The sequence below is a fragment of the Dactylosporangium sp. NPDC006015 genome (genome assembly GCF_040614215.1).
GTDB lineage: Bacteria > Actinomycetota > Actinomycetes > Mycobacteriales > Micromonosporaceae > Dactylosporangium > Dactylosporangium maewongense.
Genome location: NZ_JBEXUD010000035.1, coordinates 107,627 through 125,781, shown reverse-complemented (window position 1 = coordinate 125,781; position 18,155 = coordinate 107,627). Strand labels below are relative to the sequence as shown.

At 73.0% G+C, this 18,155-nt stretch carries 13 protein-coding genes; 1 reads left to right on the top strand and 12 read right to left on the bottom strand.

Annotated elements, in window-relative coordinates; translation table 11 throughout:
* On the bottom strand, positions 1–1,243 hold a 1,243-nt coding region (locus ABZ321_RS41780), incomplete at its 3' end, for a condensation domain-containing protein (RefSeq protein ID WP_354901264.1).
* Positions 1,244–1,398: 155 nt separating this feature from the next.
* Between ABZ321_RS41780 and ABZ321_RS41775 the strand changes: the two genes are divergently transcribed.
* Positions 1,399–1,653, top strand: a complete 255-nt coding sequence (locus tag ABZ321_RS41775; RefSeq protein ID WP_354901262.1) for a phosphopantetheine-binding protein — start codon at positions 1,399–1,401, stop codon at positions 1,651–1,653.
* An 82-nt stretch (positions 1,654–1,735) separates the two neighbouring features.
* Here the strand turns inward: ABZ321_RS41775 and ABZ321_RS41770 are convergent, their stop codons facing one another.
* The 11 genes from ABZ321_RS41770 to ABZ321_RS41720 form a co-directional block, all read right to left on the bottom strand.
* The gene (locus ABZ321_RS41770) at positions 1,736–2,419 is read right to left on the bottom strand and encodes an O-methyltransferase (RefSeq protein ID WP_354901260.1); all 684 of its coding nucleotides are present in this window, start codon (positions 2,417–2,419) and stop codon (positions 1,736–1,738) included.
* A gap of 64 nt (positions 2,420–2,483) precedes the next feature.
* A complete protein-coding gene (locus ABZ321_RS41765) occupies positions 2,484–3,851 on the bottom strand; it encodes a cation:proton antiporter (RefSeq protein WP_354901259.1) in 1,368 nt (455 codons plus the stop codon).
* Positions 3,852–3,861: 10 nt separating this feature from the next.
* Complete coding sequence (locus ABZ321_RS41760; protein ID WP_354901257.1) at positions 3,862–4,632, bottom strand: class I SAM-dependent methyltransferase; 771 nt, start codon at positions 4,630–4,632, stop codon at positions 3,862–3,864.
* 84 nt (positions 4,633–4,716) lie between these two features.
* Positions 4,717–5,583: a maleylpyruvate isomerase N-terminal domain-containing protein gene (locus ABZ321_RS41755; protein ID WP_354901255.1), complete on the bottom strand. Its 867-nt coding sequence runs from the start codon at positions 5,581–5,583 to the stop codon at positions 4,717–4,719.
* A gap of 71 nt (positions 5,584–5,654) precedes the next feature.
* Complete coding sequence (locus ABZ321_RS41750) at positions 5,655–6,593, bottom strand: hypothetical protein (protein ID WP_344508696.1); 939 nt, start codon at positions 6,591–6,593, stop codon at positions 5,655–5,657.
* A gap of 77 nt (positions 6,594–6,670) precedes the next feature.
* The gene (locus ABZ321_RS41745; RefSeq protein ID WP_344508698.1) at positions 6,671–7,672 is read right to left on the bottom strand and encodes an enediyne biosynthesis protein; all 1,002 of its coding nucleotides are present in this window, start codon (positions 7,670–7,672) and stop codon (positions 6,671–6,673) included.
* Entirely contained in the window at positions 7,669–9,645 is a 1,977-nt protein-coding gene (locus tag ABZ321_RS41740) for a CRTAC1 family protein (RefSeq protein ID WP_354901252.1), read from the bottom strand. Before ABZ321_RS41740 ends, ABZ321_RS41745 begins: the two co-directional genes overlap by 4 nt.
* A gap of 298 nt (positions 9,646–9,943) precedes the next feature.
* Positions 9,944–11,290: a cytochrome P450 gene (locus ABZ321_RS41735; RefSeq protein WP_354901269.1), complete on the bottom strand. Its 1,347-nt coding sequence runs from the start codon at positions 11,288–11,290 to the stop codon at positions 9,944–9,946.
* A gap of 20 nt (positions 11,291–11,310) precedes the next feature.
* Positions 11,311–11,850, bottom strand: a complete 540-nt coding sequence (locus ABZ321_RS41730; protein WP_344508702.1) for a flavin reductase family protein — start codon at positions 11,848–11,850, stop codon at positions 11,311–11,313.
* Between the two features lie 25 nt (positions 11,851–11,875).
* On the bottom strand, positions 11,876–12,313 hold the full coding sequence (locus ABZ321_RS41725; RefSeq protein ID WP_344508703.1) for an acyl-CoA thioesterase: 438 nt from the start codon (positions 12,311–12,313) through the stop codon (positions 11,876–11,878).
* Entirely contained in the window at positions 12,313–18,153 is a 5,841-nt protein-coding gene (locus ABZ321_RS41720) for a type I polyketide synthase (protein WP_354901249.1), read from the bottom strand. Before ABZ321_RS41720 ends, ABZ321_RS41725 begins: the two co-directional genes overlap by 1 nt.
* Between the last annotated feature and the right edge of the window lie 2 nt (positions 18,154–18,155).

Below are 18,155 nucleotides of genomic sequence, written 5' to 3'. Positions count from 1 at the left end.
GGTCTGACGCCGCCGGCGAGGCGAGCGGGCCGGGCGTCGCGGCGTCCATCGGCAGGGCCGCGGCGTCGGCGTCGGGGTCCGCGATCGCGGCCAGCAGCAGGGTGCGCAGCTGCTCGAGCACCGCGGCCGCGGCGGGCCGCTGCTCCTCGCCGCGGAAGCCGAGCGTGCCGGCGAGCCCGGCGGCCGGGTCGACGGTCGCGGTCAGGGTCAGGTCGCACGTCGCCCAGCCGGTGTCCGCCGGCGCGGGGCGGACCTCGGCGCCGGGCAGGCGCAGCACCGCCTCCGGTGCCTCCCGCACGGCCAGGACCGCGTCGCACAGCGGCACGGGACGGGCGTCGCCGTAGGCGTCCAGGGCCCGCAGCAGCTCGCCGTAGGGCAGCTCGCGGTGCGCCAGGCAGGCGTCCGTGGTGGCGGCGGCGCGCAGGACCCGCGCCCGGAAGGTGTCCGCGCCGGCCAGGTCGCCGGGGAGCACGAGCAGGTTGTCGAAGGCGCCGGCGACCCGCGGGGCACCGGCGGGGCGGACGCTGACCGGGGTGCCGACCGTGACCAGGGCGCCGCCGTCGTAACGGCACAGCAGCGACTGCAGCGCCGCGAGGAGCACGGCGAACGGGGTGGTGCCGGTGTCGCGGGCGAACCCCGTGACGGCGGCCGCAGCCTCCGGCCCCCAGTCGAAGCCGACGGCGCCGCCCGGCACGACCGGGGTGGTGTCGCGGTCCGGTCCGAGCGGGTGGCTCACCGGCGGCGTGGGGCGGACCGCGCCCTGCCACCAGCGCAGCAGTTCGGCGTCCCGGCGGGGATCGGGGCCGCCGAACAGCGCTGACGGCGCCGGCGGCGGGGGCGGCACCAGGCCGGCGCAGCGCTGCGACAGCTCCTCGACGACGAGGTCCATCGTGTCGTCGTCGGCGACCGTGCGGTGCAGCACGACCGTCACGCGGTGCAGGTCCGGCGCGGTGCGTGTCAGGGTCAGGCGGGCCGGGAGTCCGTCCCAGGCAGGCGTTGCGGGCGCTTCGAGCACCGCGAACGAGGCGGGGTCGGCGGCCGCGGTCACCGGTGCCGGCGATGCATCGACATCGGTCACGGTGGTGCGCAACGGCTCGTGCGCGGACAACACCGCGAGCCAGGCCGCGCGCAGCGCGTCGACGTCCACGGGCCCGCTCACGTCGAAGCCGCGGCAGACGCGCGGCGCGGCGGTGCCCGGCGCGAGGTGCTCCAGCACCCACCAGCGGGCAGGCGATCCGTTCATCGCGTCCTCCTTACGACGGACGAATCGTCACACGCAGCGGACATCGATTGCTTCTCAAGGAATGCGGCGCACACAGCGCATTTCGAAGGATGCGCGTCGATGGCCGCGGTGCCGACGATGAGCGGGGAGTCACCTGCCTGGAAGGAGCACGTCCCATGGTGCAGAACACTGGCGCGGCAGATCCGTCCGTCGTCGAGCAGCGCGTCGAAGAGGTGTGGCGGGACGTTCTCGGCATGCCCGAGGGCGGGCAGCACCTGACCTTCTTCGAGCTGCACGGCCAGTCCATCTCGGCGGTCCGCATCGTCGGCCGGCTGGAGGACGAGCTCGGCGTCACCGTCGACTTCGGGCTGCTGTTCGAGGACCCGGACCTGGCCACGTTCACGAAGGCCGTCGTCGCGCTGACGACCTGAGCGGCATCCACAGGCGACAGACGTGGACGGCGACACGAAACGGCGTGCACACCCCGGGGTGTGCACGCCGTTCGTCGTCCCGCTACCGCTTGCGCGCGATCGTCAGCCCGTCGGCGAGCGGCAGCATCACGGCGTCGAGGCGCTCGTCGGCGGCGAGTGCGGCGTTGAAGGCGCGCAGGGTCTCGGCGCACCGCCGCTGCGCGGGGGTGTCGGCCCGGGACGGGTCGACGACCCAGCCGTCGAGCAGCACGTTGTCGGCGACGAGCAGCCCGCCCGGGCGCAGCAGCGGCACCGCGAGCGCGTGGTAGCGCGGGTAGCTCATCTTGTCCGCGTCGACGAAGACGAGGTCGACGCTGCCGGGCTCGAACCCGGCGAGGGTCCGCCCGGCGGCGCCGAGCCGGAAGTCGACGCGGTCCGCGACCCCGGCCTTCTCCCAGTATTCGCGCGCCAGGGGCAGCCACCGGTCGGACACGTCGCAGGTGACGACCCGGCCGCCGGCGCCGACACCTTCGGCGAGGGCGAGCGCTGACAGCCCGGTGAAGGTGCCGATGTCGACGGCCAGCCGCGCCGGCACCAGCCGGGCGAGCATCGTCAGGAGCGTCGCCTGCGCGGCGGTCGCCATCATCCCGGCCTCGTCGCCGAGCTCGCCGGCGCGGGCGATGAGCCCGGTGACGGCCTGCCCCGGCGGTGTCGTGCAGGCCGCCACGTAGTCGCCGACGTCCTGACCGGCGAGCAGATGCTTGGTGTCCTGGATCCCGGTGGTCATGCCAACCATCGTCCGGCGTCCAGGTCCGTGGCCGCATCCTTGGCCGTGCGGTCCCTTGTGGACACTAGTCGTCCTTGTTCTGCTCCACAGTGGACTGTGATGGGGCGGACCGCCCGGCGTTGACCGGGGTGAGGCCGTTCCACGTGTCGTGGTCGATCTCGCGCAGGCGCTCGTCCTCGGTGCCGGCGATGCGGTTCATGGCGTGCCGCAACAGCGGCGGCGCGACGACCGACGTGACGATCGCGACCAGCACGATCACCGTGTACCCGGCCGTGTCGAGCACCTTGAGCCGCAGCCCGGTCAGCGCCACGATCACCTCGATGACGCCGCGGGAGTTCATCCCGGCGCCGAGGGCGAGGGCCTCCCAGCGGGTGAGCTTCCGCAGCCGCGCACCGAGGTACGCGCCGGCGAACTTGCCCACGATCGCCACCGCCAGCACCACCGCGGCCGTGATGGCCACCTGCGGGCGGGCCAGCGCCGTCAGGTCCATCCGCAGCCCCGCGGTGGCCAGGAACAGCGGGGCGAGGACCCCGGTGACGACGGTGCGCAGCCCGGCCAGCTTCGGCTGGGCGGTGCGGGCGCCGGTGATCAGCAGGCCGGCCACGAACGCCCCGAAGACCGGCTCCATGCCCAGGGCGAGGGTGGTCGCGGCGCCGAACAGCACGAGGATGACCGCCGTCGCGACCGCCGGGGCGTCCGCCGGCCGGTCCGCGACGGCCGTCATCACCTTGCGCACCATCACCCGGCCGAGGGTCGCGGCGAAGAGGAGGAAGCCCACCAGGTACAGCACCGAGGCCGTCACGGTGCCGGCGCTGACCCCGGCCGTCGCGGCGGCCGCGACCACCGACAGCAGCAGCCAGCCGAGGGCGTCGTCGATGAACGCGGCGGCGAGCGTGAGCTGTCCGATGTTGCGGTGCAGCAGGCGCATGTCGGTGAGGGTCTTGGCGATCACCGGGATGGCCGACACGCACATCGCGACGCCGAGGAACAGCGCGAACACGGTGCGGTCGCCGGGGCCGCCCGGCACGACGGGCACCGGCAGCACGTACCCGAGCGCGATGCCGGCGGCGAGGGGGAGCAGCAGCCCGCCGAGGCTGACGGTGGCGGCCGTGGCGCGGACCCGGCGCAGCAGCGACGGGTCCAGGTGCGTGCCGGTGACGGCGACGAGCAGCAGCACGCCGACCTGGCCGACGGCGTCGATGAGGTGCATCTGCTCCGGCGAGCCGGTGAAGAGCCGCTCGGTGACGCCCGGCGCGAGGTGGCCGAGCACCGACGGGCCGATGAGGACTCCGGCGGTGAGCTCACCGACCACCGCCGGCATCCGGCACCGCTCGGCGAGCCGGCCGAGCAGCCATGCCGTCAGCAGCAGCACCCCCAGCCCGACGATGAACCCCACCATCAGGTGCGAGGTGAGTGGGGCGACGAAGGTCATGCCGGTGCCCCTACTTGCGCACGCCGGCGAAGAGGCCGGGCGCGTTGTGCGGGTCGGTGCCGAGCCGCCACGGGATGTCGAGGAACTCCACCGCGCAGCCCGCCTTCTCGAACGCGGCGGTGTACTCCTCGCGGGTGAACAGGTTCATGTAGAAGTAGTCGGTCCACTCCTTGATGCCGCCCTCGGACGTGGCGACGGTGAAGCGGATCTCGACCCGGGTGGCGAAGCCCTCGCGGGTCGAGTGGGTGACCCGGGAGATGACCCGGCCGGGCTCGCGGACCAGGTGCCCGCCGACGTAGCCGTCGAGGAACTGCTCGGGGAACCAGCCGGGCTCCACGATCAGGACCCCGCCGGGCGCCACGTGCGCGGCCATCCGGGCGATCGCGGTGTCGAGCTCAGCGGTGGAGGCCATGCAGGCGACCGAGTTGCCGAGGCACACGACCGCGTCGAACGTGCGGCCGAGGTCGAAGTCGCGCATGTCGCCGGCGTGCACCGCGACGCCGGGCAGCTTGCGCTGGGCGACGACACGCATCGCGGGGGCCAGCTCGACGCCCTCGACGTGCTCGAACAGCTGGGCGTAGCGCACCAGGTGCGAGCCGGTGCCGCTGGCGACGTCGAGCAGGGTGGTGGCGCCCGGGTGGCGGGCGCGCACGTGCGCGGCGATGTCGTCGGCCTCGGCCTCGAAGCTCTTGCCGCGGCTGCGGAAGACGAGATCGTAGATCTCGGTGTGGTCCTGACTCCACCCGGCGTGGGTCTGCGTCCGGTCCTGTTCGAATGCCATTGCAACCTCCGTGGATGAGCGGATCTGCACCTATTCTTCGATTCCGGGGTCACGCTGGCTTCCGCTGCTGTGCGGACCTGAGCCTCACGGTTTGGCGTTGTTCGGCATGTGTACGACGCGCAGGAACGACCGCAGCCGCCAGGGGCGCGGGCCGCCGACGACGACGTCCCGGCCGGCGGCGGCGCGCAGGGCGCTGATGCGGCCGAAGAGCATGAGGTTGAACCGCGCCGGGCGGAAGGTGAGGCTGACGTCGTAGGGGTCGCCGGGCGGCGCGACGCTGACCCGGCCCTCGTGCAGCTGCAGGATGGCCGTCGGGGTGTGCACCGAGCGGAACTCGACGGCGATGCGGTGCCGTGGCATGCGGACCGACTCGTTGAGCAGCGCGCCGTACGAGTTGCGGATCATGTCGACGAGGAACAGCTCGAAGAACAGGGCGGCGTCGGCGTCGGGCATCGGCCACGGCAGGCGGGCCGCGCGCGCCATGTCCCAGCCGTGCACCAGCATCTCGTTGACGAGGTGGGCGAGCACGCCGGCGACGGTGACCTGGGCGTCGCCCAGCCATGTGACGGTCGAGGCCGGGTCGGCGTCGCGGGTGACGAGCAGGATGCGCTCGATCGCGGCGCGCAGGTCGCGCGTGACGACCCTCGGGTCACGCTCGGTGAGGTGGCGCATGACGTGGGAGTTGGTGTCCGCCACGGTGTCCACGTTGGTGCCGGAGAGCAGCTCGCGCAGGCCCGGCACGGGCGGCGGCGGCGCGTCGGGGTCCAGCAGCAGCAGGCACAGCTTGGCGATGGACAGCACGTGGGCGGCGGAGTCGGCGATCGACCACTCCGCGGTCGCCATCGCCGCGGGGTCGGGAGCCCAGTTGACCAGCGACTCGAAGCGCCGGCCCGTGTCCGTGACGGCGGCGCGGGTCTGCTGCCAGCGGTCCTGGAGCACGACGACGGTCATGGGTCACCATCCGCGGAAGTCGTATTCGGGGCCGCGGACGCGACCCCGAGTGCACGAAGGAACGTGAGAGGTCAGGCGTTGTACCACATGGTGGGGAACCATCCGATGCCGAACATCGCCGGCAGGCGGACGTCCCAGTAGACGACGTTGAACACGCCGAGCGCGACGAGCAGGCTGCCCGTCACCACGGCGGCCCGCCGCGGGCTCGCACCGAGCCACGACAGGAAGCGCCCCCTGGTGAGGAGCACGACGACGGCGAAGACGGCCGCGACGAACACGACGTTGCCCACCGACTGCAGCACGAAGGCGAGCGAGCCGTAGAGCGGGTTGTCGGTGTCCGCCGCGTAATGGAAGAGCTTGTTGAACAACGGGTACGGCCGGCCGATGAGGAAGCCGCCGACGAGGCCGCCGAGGACGACGACGCGGGCGGTGGGCCGGTCGCGGAACAGGTCCGGCAGGACGCCGAGCGCGGCCAGGCCGAGGTAGATCAGGGCGAGGCCGATGAGGCCGAAGACGACCGAGGACTGCAGGAGCCGGACCGGCACGTCGCCGACCTTGTCCGTGGACAGCTGCGGCAACCGGTCGCCGAGCAGGACCCCGACGAAGCCGTACACCGCCGACACCGCCACCATGCCGACGGTGAGCCACCCGAGCGGGCGCAGCAGCCGCCGCAGCGGGCCGCCGCGCTGGCCGGCACCGGCCTGTGACAGCGGACCGACGGACGCCGCCATCGCGATGTTGCAGGCGGTGAAGGTGCCGGCGAGCCCGGACACGAACGCGAAGACCAGGCCGGCGGTGGTGCCGGCGATGGCGGTCTTCTTCGCGTCGTGGCCGAGCAGGTTGTTGGCGACGTTGTCGCCGATGACCGAGTCGACGAACTCGTAGGACCAGAGCACCGCCAGCGCGATGCCGGCCAGGACACTGAACAGGACGACCCGGCCGTTGCGGGCGCGTCGGGGAGCGAGGTGCGGGCCCGGCGTGACGCCGGTCCGCAGCTGGGTGGATGTCACGTACCCTCCACTGTGGATGACAAGGAACGCGGCCGGCGCGGGGACGGCGTTGTCCCCGCGCCGACCGGCGTGGTGCCTCAGGTGGTGATCACGGTCGTCCGACGGTCCTTCAGCCACTTCGCCCACCAGAACAAACCGCGGGCGGCACAGACGATGGTGACGGCGAAGAACAGCGTGTAGACCACGTTGGCCAGCAGCAGCGCGCCGTAGACGAACGCGACGCTGGAGCCGAACATGAACTGCGCCTTGCCCGACGTCGGGGTGGTGCCCGGGTCGGTGATCATGTAGTTGGTGAAGAGGATGAACGCGACGCCCGTCATCGGGCCGAGCGCCGCCCACAGCGCGACGTCCCACACGTAGTGGCGGATCAGCGCCTGGATGACGAACGCGCCGACCCAGCCGACGATGAGCGCGACCCGCTTGGTCAGCAGCGCGTTGAGGATCGTGCCGGCGGTGAGGATGACGGTCGGCACCACGATGCGGATCACGTCCGGGACGTGCTCGGTGAAGTGGTACGGCGGCGCCACGTTGACCCAGCCGAACAGCACCAGCGTGACGGTGATGCCGAAGTTCGACGGGTTCATGAAGTGCCGCAGCCGGCCCTTGATCGGGGCCCGGAACAGCACCTTCTGCCCGACGGCCACGACGACGGCGAAGGCGATCGGCCAGTACACGTCGTTGGCGTACAGCAGCATGTTCGCCGCGAGCGCGGTGATGTGCGACGGCAGCAGGAACGTGTACAGCCCCCAGCCGCCGTGGCCGGAGTAGCCGGGGGCGCGCCGCTCGGCCTTCGCCGCGATCCACTCCACGACGAGCTCCGTCGAGTAGCCGATGGCGAGGGAGAACAGCGGCCACGTCCACGGCTGCTCGAAGCCGAGCACGGTGTAGCCGAGGATGTTGAAGATGCTCATGGAGATCGCGAAGTTGCGCAGTGCGAGATACCGCGGGTCGCGGCCGTCCACGCGCGGCGGCGCGCCCGACGGGGTCGACACCGTCACCGTCGCCTTGGTGGGAACCGCTACGGCCGGCGAGACCGGCGCCTCGGTCGGGAGCTTGACGCGGGGCTGCACGTCGGTCATGACGGCTGCACCTCCTGGGCTTGCGTGGTCAACATGAGGGTGTGCTGGCCGGGGCTCAGCTGCAGCGTCTGCATGTGCATGGCGCCGGTGTTGTCGAGCCAGCACACCTCGGCCGAGACCGGCTTGCCCTGGTTGGCGCCGAGCCCGAAGTGCTGCTGGAAGCCGCGCTTGCCGGAGTGCCCGCCGCCGCCGTCGAGCTGCGACACCTGGGTGCGGCCGTCGGCGGTGGTGACGCGCACCTGGGCGCCGTAGGCGGGCGCGCCGGGCAGGCCTCCGGTCGCGGAGACGCCGCCGGTCGCCGGGCGGTACAGGTTGAGGGTGAGGTACTCGCCGGCGCCCGCCTTGGTGTTGCGGTAGTAGGACGGGGCGCCCCACTGCCGGGCGATGGCGAAGTCCTGGGCGCCGTCACCGTCGACGTCGGCGACCGCGACGCCGCGGCTCGGGATGTCGGAGGTCATGCCGAGCTCTTTGGCGACGTTGACGTAGCGACCGTTGGGCTCCTTGGCCCAGAACGCGAACGGCTGCGAGCCGGCGATGTCGTCACCGGGCTTCGCGTTCGGCCACATCTGCGGCTCCTGCAGCAGCAGGTCGTTGGTCATCGCCAGCTCCTGCAGCCACGACCAGCGGTTGATCTTGCCCTTGACGAAGCCGGCGGTCTGCACCAGCGACAGGCGGCCGCTGTTGTCGAAGTCGGCGGCCTTGGCGTCCCAGCCCCAGCCGACCCAGGCGATGTTCGCCGAGGCGGCCTTGTTCTCGAACGGCGCCCGGCCGTCCTTGAGCGCCGCGGCGGCCTTCGCCGGGTTCGCCGCGGTGTTCTGGTAGTAGAGGTTGCTCTCCTCCAGGCCCCAGCTGGTGGTGATGTTGCTGATGAACATGTCGAACTGCCCGTCGCCGGACAGGTCGCTGAACTCCATCGACATGCCCTTGAAGGAGTCGTGCCCGACGACGAGGGACTTCGGCGTGAAGGCACCGCGCTCCCCCTCGGCGAGGGCGAACTTGATCTGGCCGGGCGTGGAGACGTTGCGGAAGAAGCGGTCCCGGCCGAAGTCGTTGGCGAGGTACAGCTCCGGGCGCAGGTCGCCGTCGAGGTCCGCGGAGCCGGCCCCGAGCGTCCAGCCGGTGGCGGCCGACGGCGGGATCGCCTTCTGCTCCACGTACGTGACGCTGGGCTCGTCGCCGCTGCTGGCGGCCTCCCAGTGCAGCACGTGCGCGCCGCCGGCGTTCTCGGCCCGCGACATCGAGTGGTTCATCTGCACGTTGGGGTCACCCTGCGGGTCGAGGACCTGGGTGTCGGGGAAGTAGTTGAACACGCCGATGTCCACGTGGCCGTCGCCGTCGAAGTCGGCGACGTTCACCGCGTTGGTGTTCCACAGCGGGCCGCCGTAGCCGCCGGCCGCGGTGTTCGACGCGGCGATCAGCTCGGTGGGACGGAACGCGGCCATCTCCAGCGCGGTGGCACCGGGCTTGTGCATGTACAGCACCGGCGTGCGGCCCCAGTAGTAGACGAGCAGGTCGGTCCAGCCGTCGGCGTTGTAGTCGCCGGGCACGCAGCCCATCGGCGCCATCGTGGCGCTGGTCGGCAGCGGCGCCGGGTTCAGCACGAACGGCGCGTAGGTCGCCCCGCCCTGCGGCGCCGGCGTCACGATCGCCGAGTCGCTACGGGTGTCGACGAGACACAGGTCGTTGGACCGGCCGTTGCCGTCGATGTCGTTGACCGCGACGGCGGCGCCGACGGACGAGATCCAGGCCCTGATGTGCTCGTACTTCGGGTTGACCTGGCGCACCGTGTGCTGCGGCAGGCCCGGCGGCAGCGCGATCTGCAGCTCGGTGAACGCGTAACGGTTGGCGATGGCGTTGCGTGTCGCCGCCGACGCCTCGGGCAGCTGGGCCGCCACGTACAACGCGGCGACGAGCACCAGGACGAAGGCGCCTGGGATGAGCCGGCGCAGGACGCCGACAGGTTGCGGTGGCACAGTTCCCCCTTGAGGTCGACGGCATGTCGCCCGCGGATACGCGGCCGGACACCTGCCTGATTGACCGGCGGAGATCCCGCAGGCTGGTCGAGGACCACCGCTCCCGCGGCTCGATCCATCGAACTATCGCTATCGTTGCGGCGGGCTGGAGCAAAGTCTTCTCGGCAAGTGCTCAACGGCGTTCGTCGATCCCTCGCCCTAGCCACGCCCTAGTGGGACGCTATCGGCGCACCCCTTGCGCACAGCGAAACGCCCGCCGGAGCAACCACTCCGGCGGGCGTCCACATTGGACATACGGTCAGCGGGCGACGGTCACCGTCATCGGCAGGCCGCCGCGGATGCGCAGCGACAGCATCGGCTCGGGGACCACCCGGTGGCCGGGCGCCTTCTCCAGCTTCAGGTCCCGGCACAGCAGCGCGAGCACGAACGCCGCCTCCATCATGCCGAGGTGGTTGCCGACGCAGAACCGTGGCCCGGCGCCGAACGGGATGTACGCGTACCGGGGCCGCTCCGCCGTGCCGGTCGGGCGCTGCGGGTCGAACCGCTCCGGGTCGAAGCGCTCCGGGTCCGGCCAGAAGTCCGGGTGCCGGTGCAGCGTGAACGGGGACACGAGCACGTCGGCGCCGGCCGGCACCCGGTAGCCGCCGACCTCGTCGGCCGCGAGGGCCTTGCGCGGCAGCAGCCACACCGGCGGGTAGAGCCGCATGACCTCCTCGAGGACCATCGAGGTGTACCGCAGCTGGTGCAGGTCCTCGAAGACCGGCAGCCGGTCGCCGAGCACCGCGACCGCCTCCTCGTGCAGCCGTTGCCGCACCTCCGGGTGCTCACCGATGAGGTACAGCGCCCAGCTGAGCGTGCTGGCGGTCGTCTCGTGCCCGGCGAGCAGCAGCGTGACGAGCTCGTCGCGCAGCCGCTCGCGGCCGACGGCCGGGTCCGGCTCGGCGTCCGCCGAGACGATGAGCCGCGACAGCACGTCGTCGCGGTCCTCGGTGCGGGCCCGCCGGCCGCCGACGAGCTCGTCGACGATCGCCTCCAGGCTCCGGCGGGCCCGGCGGAAGCGCAGCTGCCGGGGCAGCGGCACCCAGGTGGGCACCGCGCTGAGCGTCTCCAGCTCGAACATCGCCTGGTCCTGCACGGCGGCGAACGAGTCACCGATCCCGCCGAACCGGCTGAGGTCGGCGTCCAGCAGCGTCCGGCCGAGCACGCCGAGGGTCAGCGTGGTCATCTCCTCCGGGACGTTGACCGGACCGGTCCCGGCCCGCCGGCGCAGCCGCTCGACGAGCTTGGCGCCCTCCTCCGCGACCGCCCCGGCCTGCGCCGCGATCCGCCGGCTCTGGAACGCCGGCTGGATCACCTTGCGCTGCTTGCGCCACAGCTCGCCCTCGCTGGTGAGCAGGCCGTCGCCGAGCGCCCGGCGGGCGTGGACCAGGCCGATGCCCTTCTGGTAGTTGCCGGCGTTGTCGGCGAGCACGTGCTTGGCGTGGTCGGGGTGGTTGAAGAAGTACAGCGTCTTGTGCCCGACCGCGAGCCGGGACGCGTCGCCGTAGTCCTTCGCCGCGTCGGTCATCATGCCGATCCGGTCGCGGGTCATCTTCACGAGCATGCCCATCGCGGTGATCCGCGGGCTGCTGGGCGGATCCAGCAGCCGGGGGCGGTCGAGCGTCGTCACGTCGTCACCTCGGTGCGCTCCTGGCTCAGGTGGTGGAACTTGCCGGAGTGGAACAGCAGGGCCTCGTCGTCGACGCTGCGGTGCATCGACAGGACCTTGCCGATGAAGATGGTGTGGTCCCCGCCGTCGTACGTGCGCCACAGCTCGCACTCGAAGTGGGCCAGGGCGCCGCCGACGAGCGGCGCCCCCGTGTTCGGTGCCGGTGCCCAGTCGACGACGTCGAACTGCTGCCAGCCCAGCGGCCGGCGGCGGTCGGCGAAGTACCGGGCCAGGCTCTCCTGCTCCGAGGAGAGCACCGACACGGCGAACGCGCCGACCTCGCCGAGCGTGCCGTGCATGACCGCCTGCCGCCCGACGCAGATCGACACCAGCGGCGGGTCGAGCGACACCGGGGTGAAGGAGTTGGCGGTCATGCCGTGCGGTGTGCTGCCGCCGACGGTCACCACGGTGACGCCGGTGGCGAACGCCCCCAGGGCCCGCCGCAACGATTTCGGATCGGTCACCGCGTTGAGCGGCGGCCTTGGCTGGACGTCCACGCGCACCTCCTGCTCGCGCAGGCCCTCAGACCCGGGCCATCGACGTGTACGGCTCCAACGCCCGGGCGAGCGCCTCCGGCACACGGGCCGGCACCGTCCTGGTGTTCGGCCCGCGCATGCAGGCCACCCGCTGGCCGCCCCGGGCGACGAGCAGCTCGCCGCCGTCGCCGACCCGCACGTAGTCGAAGCTGAACTCGATCTGGGTCTGCGCCAGCTCCACCAGCCGCATCCGGATCGACAGATCGTCGAACGCGGTGATCTCGGCGAAGAACTCGCAGCCGACCCGGAGCGTGAAGAGCTTCAGGTCGTCCTGCAGGTCCGCGAGGACCTCGGGCGCCTTCGTCTTGAGGAACAGCTCCCGGCAGCGCCCCTGCCAGCGCAGGTAGTTGACGTAGTACACGTTGCCGACGAGGTTGGTCTCCTCGAAGCCGACCGTGTGCTGGTACTCGAAGTACGACTCCATCACTGCTCCCCTCCGGTCAGGACCGCGAAGACGACCGGCCTGTCGACGCCGCGCACGGTGGTGGCGAAGGTCGCCACGCACGCGTCCCCGGCCGAGTAGACGACCCAGCCGGCCCGCGACGACGGCATCAGGCTCAGCGGCCCGAGCGTCGAGCGGCCCGCCTTCTGCACGCACTCCACGGCCGCCCACACCCGCGTCGCCGCGGTGTCGGCGTCCTCGCCGGTCAGGTCGGCGGCGAGGTCCGCCAGCCCGGCGTGCTGGCCGAGCAGCCCACGCCACTCCTGCGCCGTGCGGGCGGTGACCGCCTCGAGGTCGCAGCCGAGCACGCCGGTGGCGGCGGTGCAGAGCGTCAGCCCCGCGCCGTGCGCCGCGGAGACCGTGCGCGGGTCATCGACCTCCGGCTTGCCGTCGGGCCGGTACCGCACCTCGACGGCGCGGCCGAAGACCCGACCGGCGGCCAGTGCGGTGCGGGCCCGCCGCTGCTCGACGTGGTCCTCACCGCCGGCGGCACCTTCAGGACCGTCCGGCTCGACCGCGACCGCGACCCTGGTGCCGACGAGGTCCTCGAGGGTGCGCTCCAGGTAGGAGCCCAGCAGCGGCGCCACCCACGGTCCCCGGCCGTCCAGCTTGCGCACGGCCCGCAGGTGCAGGCCGTCCCACCGCTCGACCACGGTGCCGGCGGCGTCGCGCAGCGCGATGTCGTAGATGTACAGGTCGCCGTCGTGGCTGCGCTCGGTGGCGCAGTACCGCAGCCCGGTCGCCGACGTGAGCCCCTCCCCCGCCGGGTAGATGCGCTCCACGCCCGCCGGCAGCAGGGTCGCGTCGGGGACGCAGACCTGGTTGCCGTGCATGAGCGCGTCCCGCACGCCGGGGTCGCCGAGCAGCAGTCGGTCCGGCAGGTACCCGGCGAACCACCGGGTGTCCGGGTCGGCGGCCAGGTCGGCATCGACGTCGCGGGCCGCGACCCGGTGGTAGGAGCGCAGCCGCTGGAACCGGCCGCCCTGGAACAGCACCCCGTCGTAGAGCTCGGTGCGCGGGTCCAGCGGCACCGCCGGCATGGCGTCGGCCTGCACGGGCGGGCCGTCGGGGGCGTCGCCGCGGTCCAGCCGCAGCCGCGCCCGGAAGTGCTCGGCGGCGAACTGCGTCTCGGCGCTGCGGATGACGACCTCGACGGTGTCGTCGGCGGTGACGACCGCGGCGACCCGGATGACCGTGCTGCCGTCCGGCGGCACCACGATCGGCCGCAGGAAGCGCGCGTCCTCGATGACGGGCCCGCCCTCGTGGCCGGTGACGGCGGCCGCGACCTGGGCCATCGCCTCCATGCCGAACACCGCCGGGAAGAGCAGGTTGCCGTCGAGGAGGTGGTCGGCGAGGTACAGGTCGCTGCCGGCGCTCAGCTCGGTCTCGCAGACCAGCTCGACGCCGTGGTAGCGCACCAGCGGCCGGTCCACGAAGCGCAGCAGCGGCAGCTCCGGCTTGTCGTAGCGGACCGTGTCGATGCCCGTCGTACGGCCGCTGATGACGACGACCGACGGGGCCTCCGGGTCGGCGAGGAGCCGGCGCAGGATGGCGATGCCCTGGTCGGGGGTGACGGGGACGACGCCCTCGCGGGTCAGCGACTCCACCACCGACAGGCGCTCGCCCATGCCGACGCCGGACCACACCGACCACTCCATGCAGATGCTGCGGCAGTTCGGGAAGTCCCGGCCGGTCTGCACGGTGAGGTCGGCGAGCCACTCGTTGGCGGTGGCGTAGTGCGCCTCGCCGCGCAGGCCGGCCCGGCCGATGATGCTGCCGAGCGTCACCAGCAGCTTCAGCCCGGACGGGTCGACCGCGTCGAGGACCGCGCGCAGCCCGTCGATCTTCGGGGCGAACGTGCGCCGGAACGCGGCCATGTCGAGGCTGGTCACCGAGGCGGGCTCGTTGCGCCCGGCGCCGTGCAGCACGGCGGTGACCGGGCCCAGCTCCGCGGTGAGCTCGGCGACGGCCCGGCGGACCGCGGCGGCGTCGGTGACGTCGGCCTGCGCGTACCGGACGGTGATGCCGTGCTCGGTCATGCGGCGCAGGTTCGCCGACAGCTCCGCGTCCTGCGCCGGGTCGGACCGGCCGAGCAGGGCCAGCGCGGCCCCGCTGTCGCTGGCCATGGCGAGGGCGCACTCGGCGGTGATGCCCTTGCCGCCACCGGTGACGAGCAGCACGTCGGTGCGCGCGAGGGGCACGTGCGTGATGGCCGGCTCGACCGGCATCGCCCGCAGCGTCGGCACCCGCCGCACGCCGCCGAGGTCGTAGTACGCCTCCGCGAAGCCGTTCGTCGCGGCGACCTCGGCGACGACCCAGCCGACCGCGGTGGGGACCGCCGGCACGTGCACGACCGTCGTGGTGAGGTGCGGCGCCTCCAGCCGGACCGTCTTGGCCAGGCCGGCCGCGCCGCGGCCGTGCTGCACGAGCACGAACCGCTTGGCCGTGCCCTGACCCTGGTCCCGGCCGGTCACCGCCGCCTTGGCGCCGTGCAGCGCGAACTGCAGCTGCTCCTCGGTGCACTGCTCGGGCAGGCAGACCAGCAGCCCGGCGCCGACCCCGGCGCGCTCCAGCTCGCGGCGCAGCGGCTCGGCGAGCGGGTTGCCGGCGTCGGCGTAGACCTGCCAGGCGCCGTTGTCCTGCGGCGCGGTGCGCGGCGGCAGCGGCAGCTCGTCGAGGTCCAGCGACCACGGCCGGGCCCACGGTGCCGCACCGGCCACCTGGGCGGCCGCGGACGCGGCGCCGTCGCCGTTCTGCGCGGTCGCGGCGAGCGTGTCGAGCGCCTCGGCCAGCTCCTCGATGGTCGCGGTGGCGAGGTTCGTCGGCAGCTGCGCCACCGGCAGGTTCATCTGCTGGGCGACCTGGTTGAGCACCTGGCCGACGGTGATCGAGCTCAGGTGCAGGTCGTCCAGCAGCCGGCTGCTCGTGCCGACCAGCTCGATCGGCAGCTCGGCCCGGTCGGCGGCGAAACGCCGCAGCAGCTCGACGCTGGACTCCGCCGGCCGGTCCTCGGGGGCCCGCACGTCGCCGCCGGCCGGCGTGACCGGATCGGCCGCCGGCTGCGGCACCACCGTGAGGGCGGCCCTGCGGCGGACCACCGGCGCCGTCGGCGCCTGCTCGCAGGGGCTGGCGAAGAACGAGAACGTCGCGCCGACCGAGACCGGCCGGATGAGCCGGCCGTGGAACAGCGCGCTGTCGACCGGTGCGGCGCCCACGATGTACGCGGCCGCGACGGCCCGCAGCACGCCCGCGAGGGACTCGTCGTCGGTGTCCAGCGCCACGGTCGGCACGTCGGTCACCGACGCCGCCAGCTGGCTGAGCACCCGGCCGGGGCCGACCTCGATGAACAGGTCGATGTCCTTGGCGGCCAGCTCGACCGCCTGGTTGAACAGCACCGGGTCGGTGATCTGGCGGTGCAGCAGCGTGGCGACGTCGGTGTCGCGGGTGAGCACGTCGCCGGTGACGGTGGAGACGACCCGCCGGCCGACCGGGGAGAAGTCCTCCTCGGCCAGGGCGGCGCCGAACGCCGCCGCGGCCGGGGCGACCAGCGGGGAGTGGAAGGCGTGCGACACGTGCAGCCGGGACCACTGCACGCCGGCGGCCGCGGCCCGCTCGCACACGGTCTGCACCGCGTCGACCGGCCCGGCGACGACGGTCTGGTTGGGCCCGTTGTAGCCGGCGATGACGACCGGCAGCCCGGCGACGAGGGTCTCGACGGCCTCCGGCCCGGCGGCGATGCCGGCCATCGTGCCCGACGCGCTGTGCTGCGACATGGTGCGCCCGCGCAGGGCGGCGACGCGCAGCAGCGCGGCCTCGTCCATCACGCCGGCCCACTGCAGCGCGGCGAGCTCGCCGAGGCTGTGCCCGACGGCGACGGTCGCCTCGATGCCCAGCGTCGACATGACCCGCAGGCCGGCCATCGAGCCGGTGACGATGCGCGGCTGGGCCACCTCGGTGGCGACGACGTCGCCGGTCACCGGCAGCGCCGCGTCCACGTACACCTCCTCCGCCTCGGCGAACCGGCGGCGCAGCGCCCCGCCGGAGACGCCGCGGCCGGAGCCCTGGCCGGGGAACAGGAACCCGATCTTGCCGGGCCCGCTGGCGTGGCCGAGGAAGCTGCGGCCGTCGGCGGCGAAGTGGGTGGTCTCCCCCGCGTCGAGGACCTCGCACAGCCGGCGCAGGCTCTGCACGGCGTTGTCAGGCGAGGAGGCGATGACGGCGGCGCGGTAGGGCAGGTCGCGCAGCCCGTTGTGCAGCGTGGCGGACAGGTCCGACAGCTGCGCGTAGGAGAGCTTCGGCACGAAGTGCACGAGCTCGTCGAGCTTCTCCCGCAGCTCCTGCGCCGAGGCCGCGTCGGCCAGCAGCAGCTCGACGTCCTGCAGCGAGGACGCGAGCGCCTTGGTGCGGCTGTCCATCGGCACCCGGCGGCGCGGCGCGGCGTTCTCCAGCACGATGTGGGTGTTGATCCCGCCGAAGCCCATGGCGGTGACGCCGACGCGCACCGGCGTCTCCCGCGGCCACGCCTCGGCCTTGCGCAGCACCCGCAGGGCCGGCGCGTCGCCGGTGAGCACCTCGTGCGGGTCGCGGGTGCCGATCGCCGGCGGCAGCACCTGGTGGTACGCGGCCAGGGACGCCTTGATGAGCCCGGCGACGCCGGCGGCTGCCTTGGTGTGGCCGATCATGCCCTTGATCGAGCTGATCGCGGCCGGCGTGCCGTCCGGGTCCGCCTCGCGGCGGGCCTCCGACAGGGCGGTGAGCTCGGTGGCGTCGCCGACCTTCGTGCCGGTGCCGTGCCCCTCGAACAGCGCGACGGTCTCGATGCCGAAGCCGGCCCGCTCGTACGCGCGGCGCAGGGCCAGCTTGTAGCCGTTGGCCTCCGGCCGGGTCATGCCGCCCTTGCCGTCGGAGGAGATGCCCCAGCCGGCGATGGACGCGTAGATGCGGTGCCCGGCGGCGACCGCCTCCGGCTCGCGCATGAGCACGACCATGCCGCAGCCCTCGCCCGGCCAGAAGCCGTTGGAGCCGCGGTCGTAGACCCGCATCTCGCCGGTGGCGAGCGCGCCCGTCTTGGCGAAGCCGATGATCTCGAACGGGTCGATGGACAGGTCGACGCCGCCGGCGACGGCGACGTCGGCCTCGCCGTCGATGAGCGCCTTGCACGCGGTCGCGACGGACAGCAGCGACGAGGAGCAGGCCCCGTCGACGGTGTACCCGCCGCCCTTGAGGTCGAAGTGGTTGCAGATCCGGCCGGCGATCGTGTTGGACAGCGCGCCGGCGAGGGTGTCCTCGTCGATCTCCGGGAACGGCGACTTGTACGCGTCCTCGAAGTCGGCCAGGAAGTTCTGCAGCTGGTCGTCGTCCCAGTCCTGGGCCTTGAGCGCGGCGGTCACCATGCGGCTCACGTACGGCCAGCGCAGCCGCATCTGGTTGGCGCGGGCGAACTCGCCGGTGAGGCTGTTGCCGACGATGACGGCGGTGCGCTCGCGCGGCAGGCCCTCCGCCATCGGGAAGCCGGCGTCGGCGAGCGCGAGCGCGGCGATGTCCAGGGCGAGCCAGTGGGTGAGGTCGGTCGCGCGGTACGTGCTGCCGGCGATCTTGTAGGCGATCCGGTCGAACTCGTAGCCGTCGATGACGGCGGCGAGCCGGGCGTAGAAGCGGTCCCGGGCCTTGGGGTCGGCGTCGTAGTAGTCGTCCAGCCGCATGCGTTCGTCGGGCAGCTGGCGGAACGCGCGGCGCCCCGCGAGCGCGTTCTCCCACAGCTCCCGGGGGGACGTGGCGTCCGGGTATCGGCACGCCATGCCCACCACGGCGATGTTGGTCATGT

Bases quoted from the DNA above. Each gene is read 5' to 3' on its own strand.
- ABZ321_RS41745 (WP_344508698.1), bottom strand. From the start codon at position 7,672: ATGACCGACGTGCAGCCCCGCGTCAAGCTCCCGACCGAGGCGCCGGTC.
- ABZ321_RS41755 (WP_354901255.1), bottom strand. From the start codon at position 5,583: ATGACCGTCGTCGTGCTCCAGGACCGCTGGCAGCAGACCCGCGCCGCC.
- ABZ321_RS41760 (WP_354901257.1), bottom strand. From the start codon at position 4,632: ATGGCATTCGAACAGGACCGGACGCAGACCCACGCCGGGTGGAGTCAG.
- ABZ321_RS41775 (WP_354901262.1), top strand. From the start codon at position 1,399: ATGGTGCAGAACACTGGCGCGGCAGATCCGTCCGTCGTCGAGCAGCGC.
- ABZ321_RS41765 (WP_354901259.1), bottom strand. From the start codon at position 3,851: ATGACCTTCGTCGCCCCACTCACCTCGCACCTGATGGTGGGGTTCATC.
- ABZ321_RS41770 (WP_354901260.1), bottom strand. From the start codon at position 2,419: ATGACCACCGGGATCCAGGACACCAAGCATCTGCTCGCCGGTCAGGAC.
- ABZ321_RS41725 (WP_344508703.1), bottom strand. From the start codon at position 12,313: ATGGAGTCGTACTTCGAGTACCAGCACACGGTCGGCTTCGAGGAGACC.
- ABZ321_RS41720 (WP_354901249.1), bottom strand. From the start codon at position 18,153: ATGACCAACATCGCCGTGGTGGGCATGGCGTGCCGATACCCGGACGCC.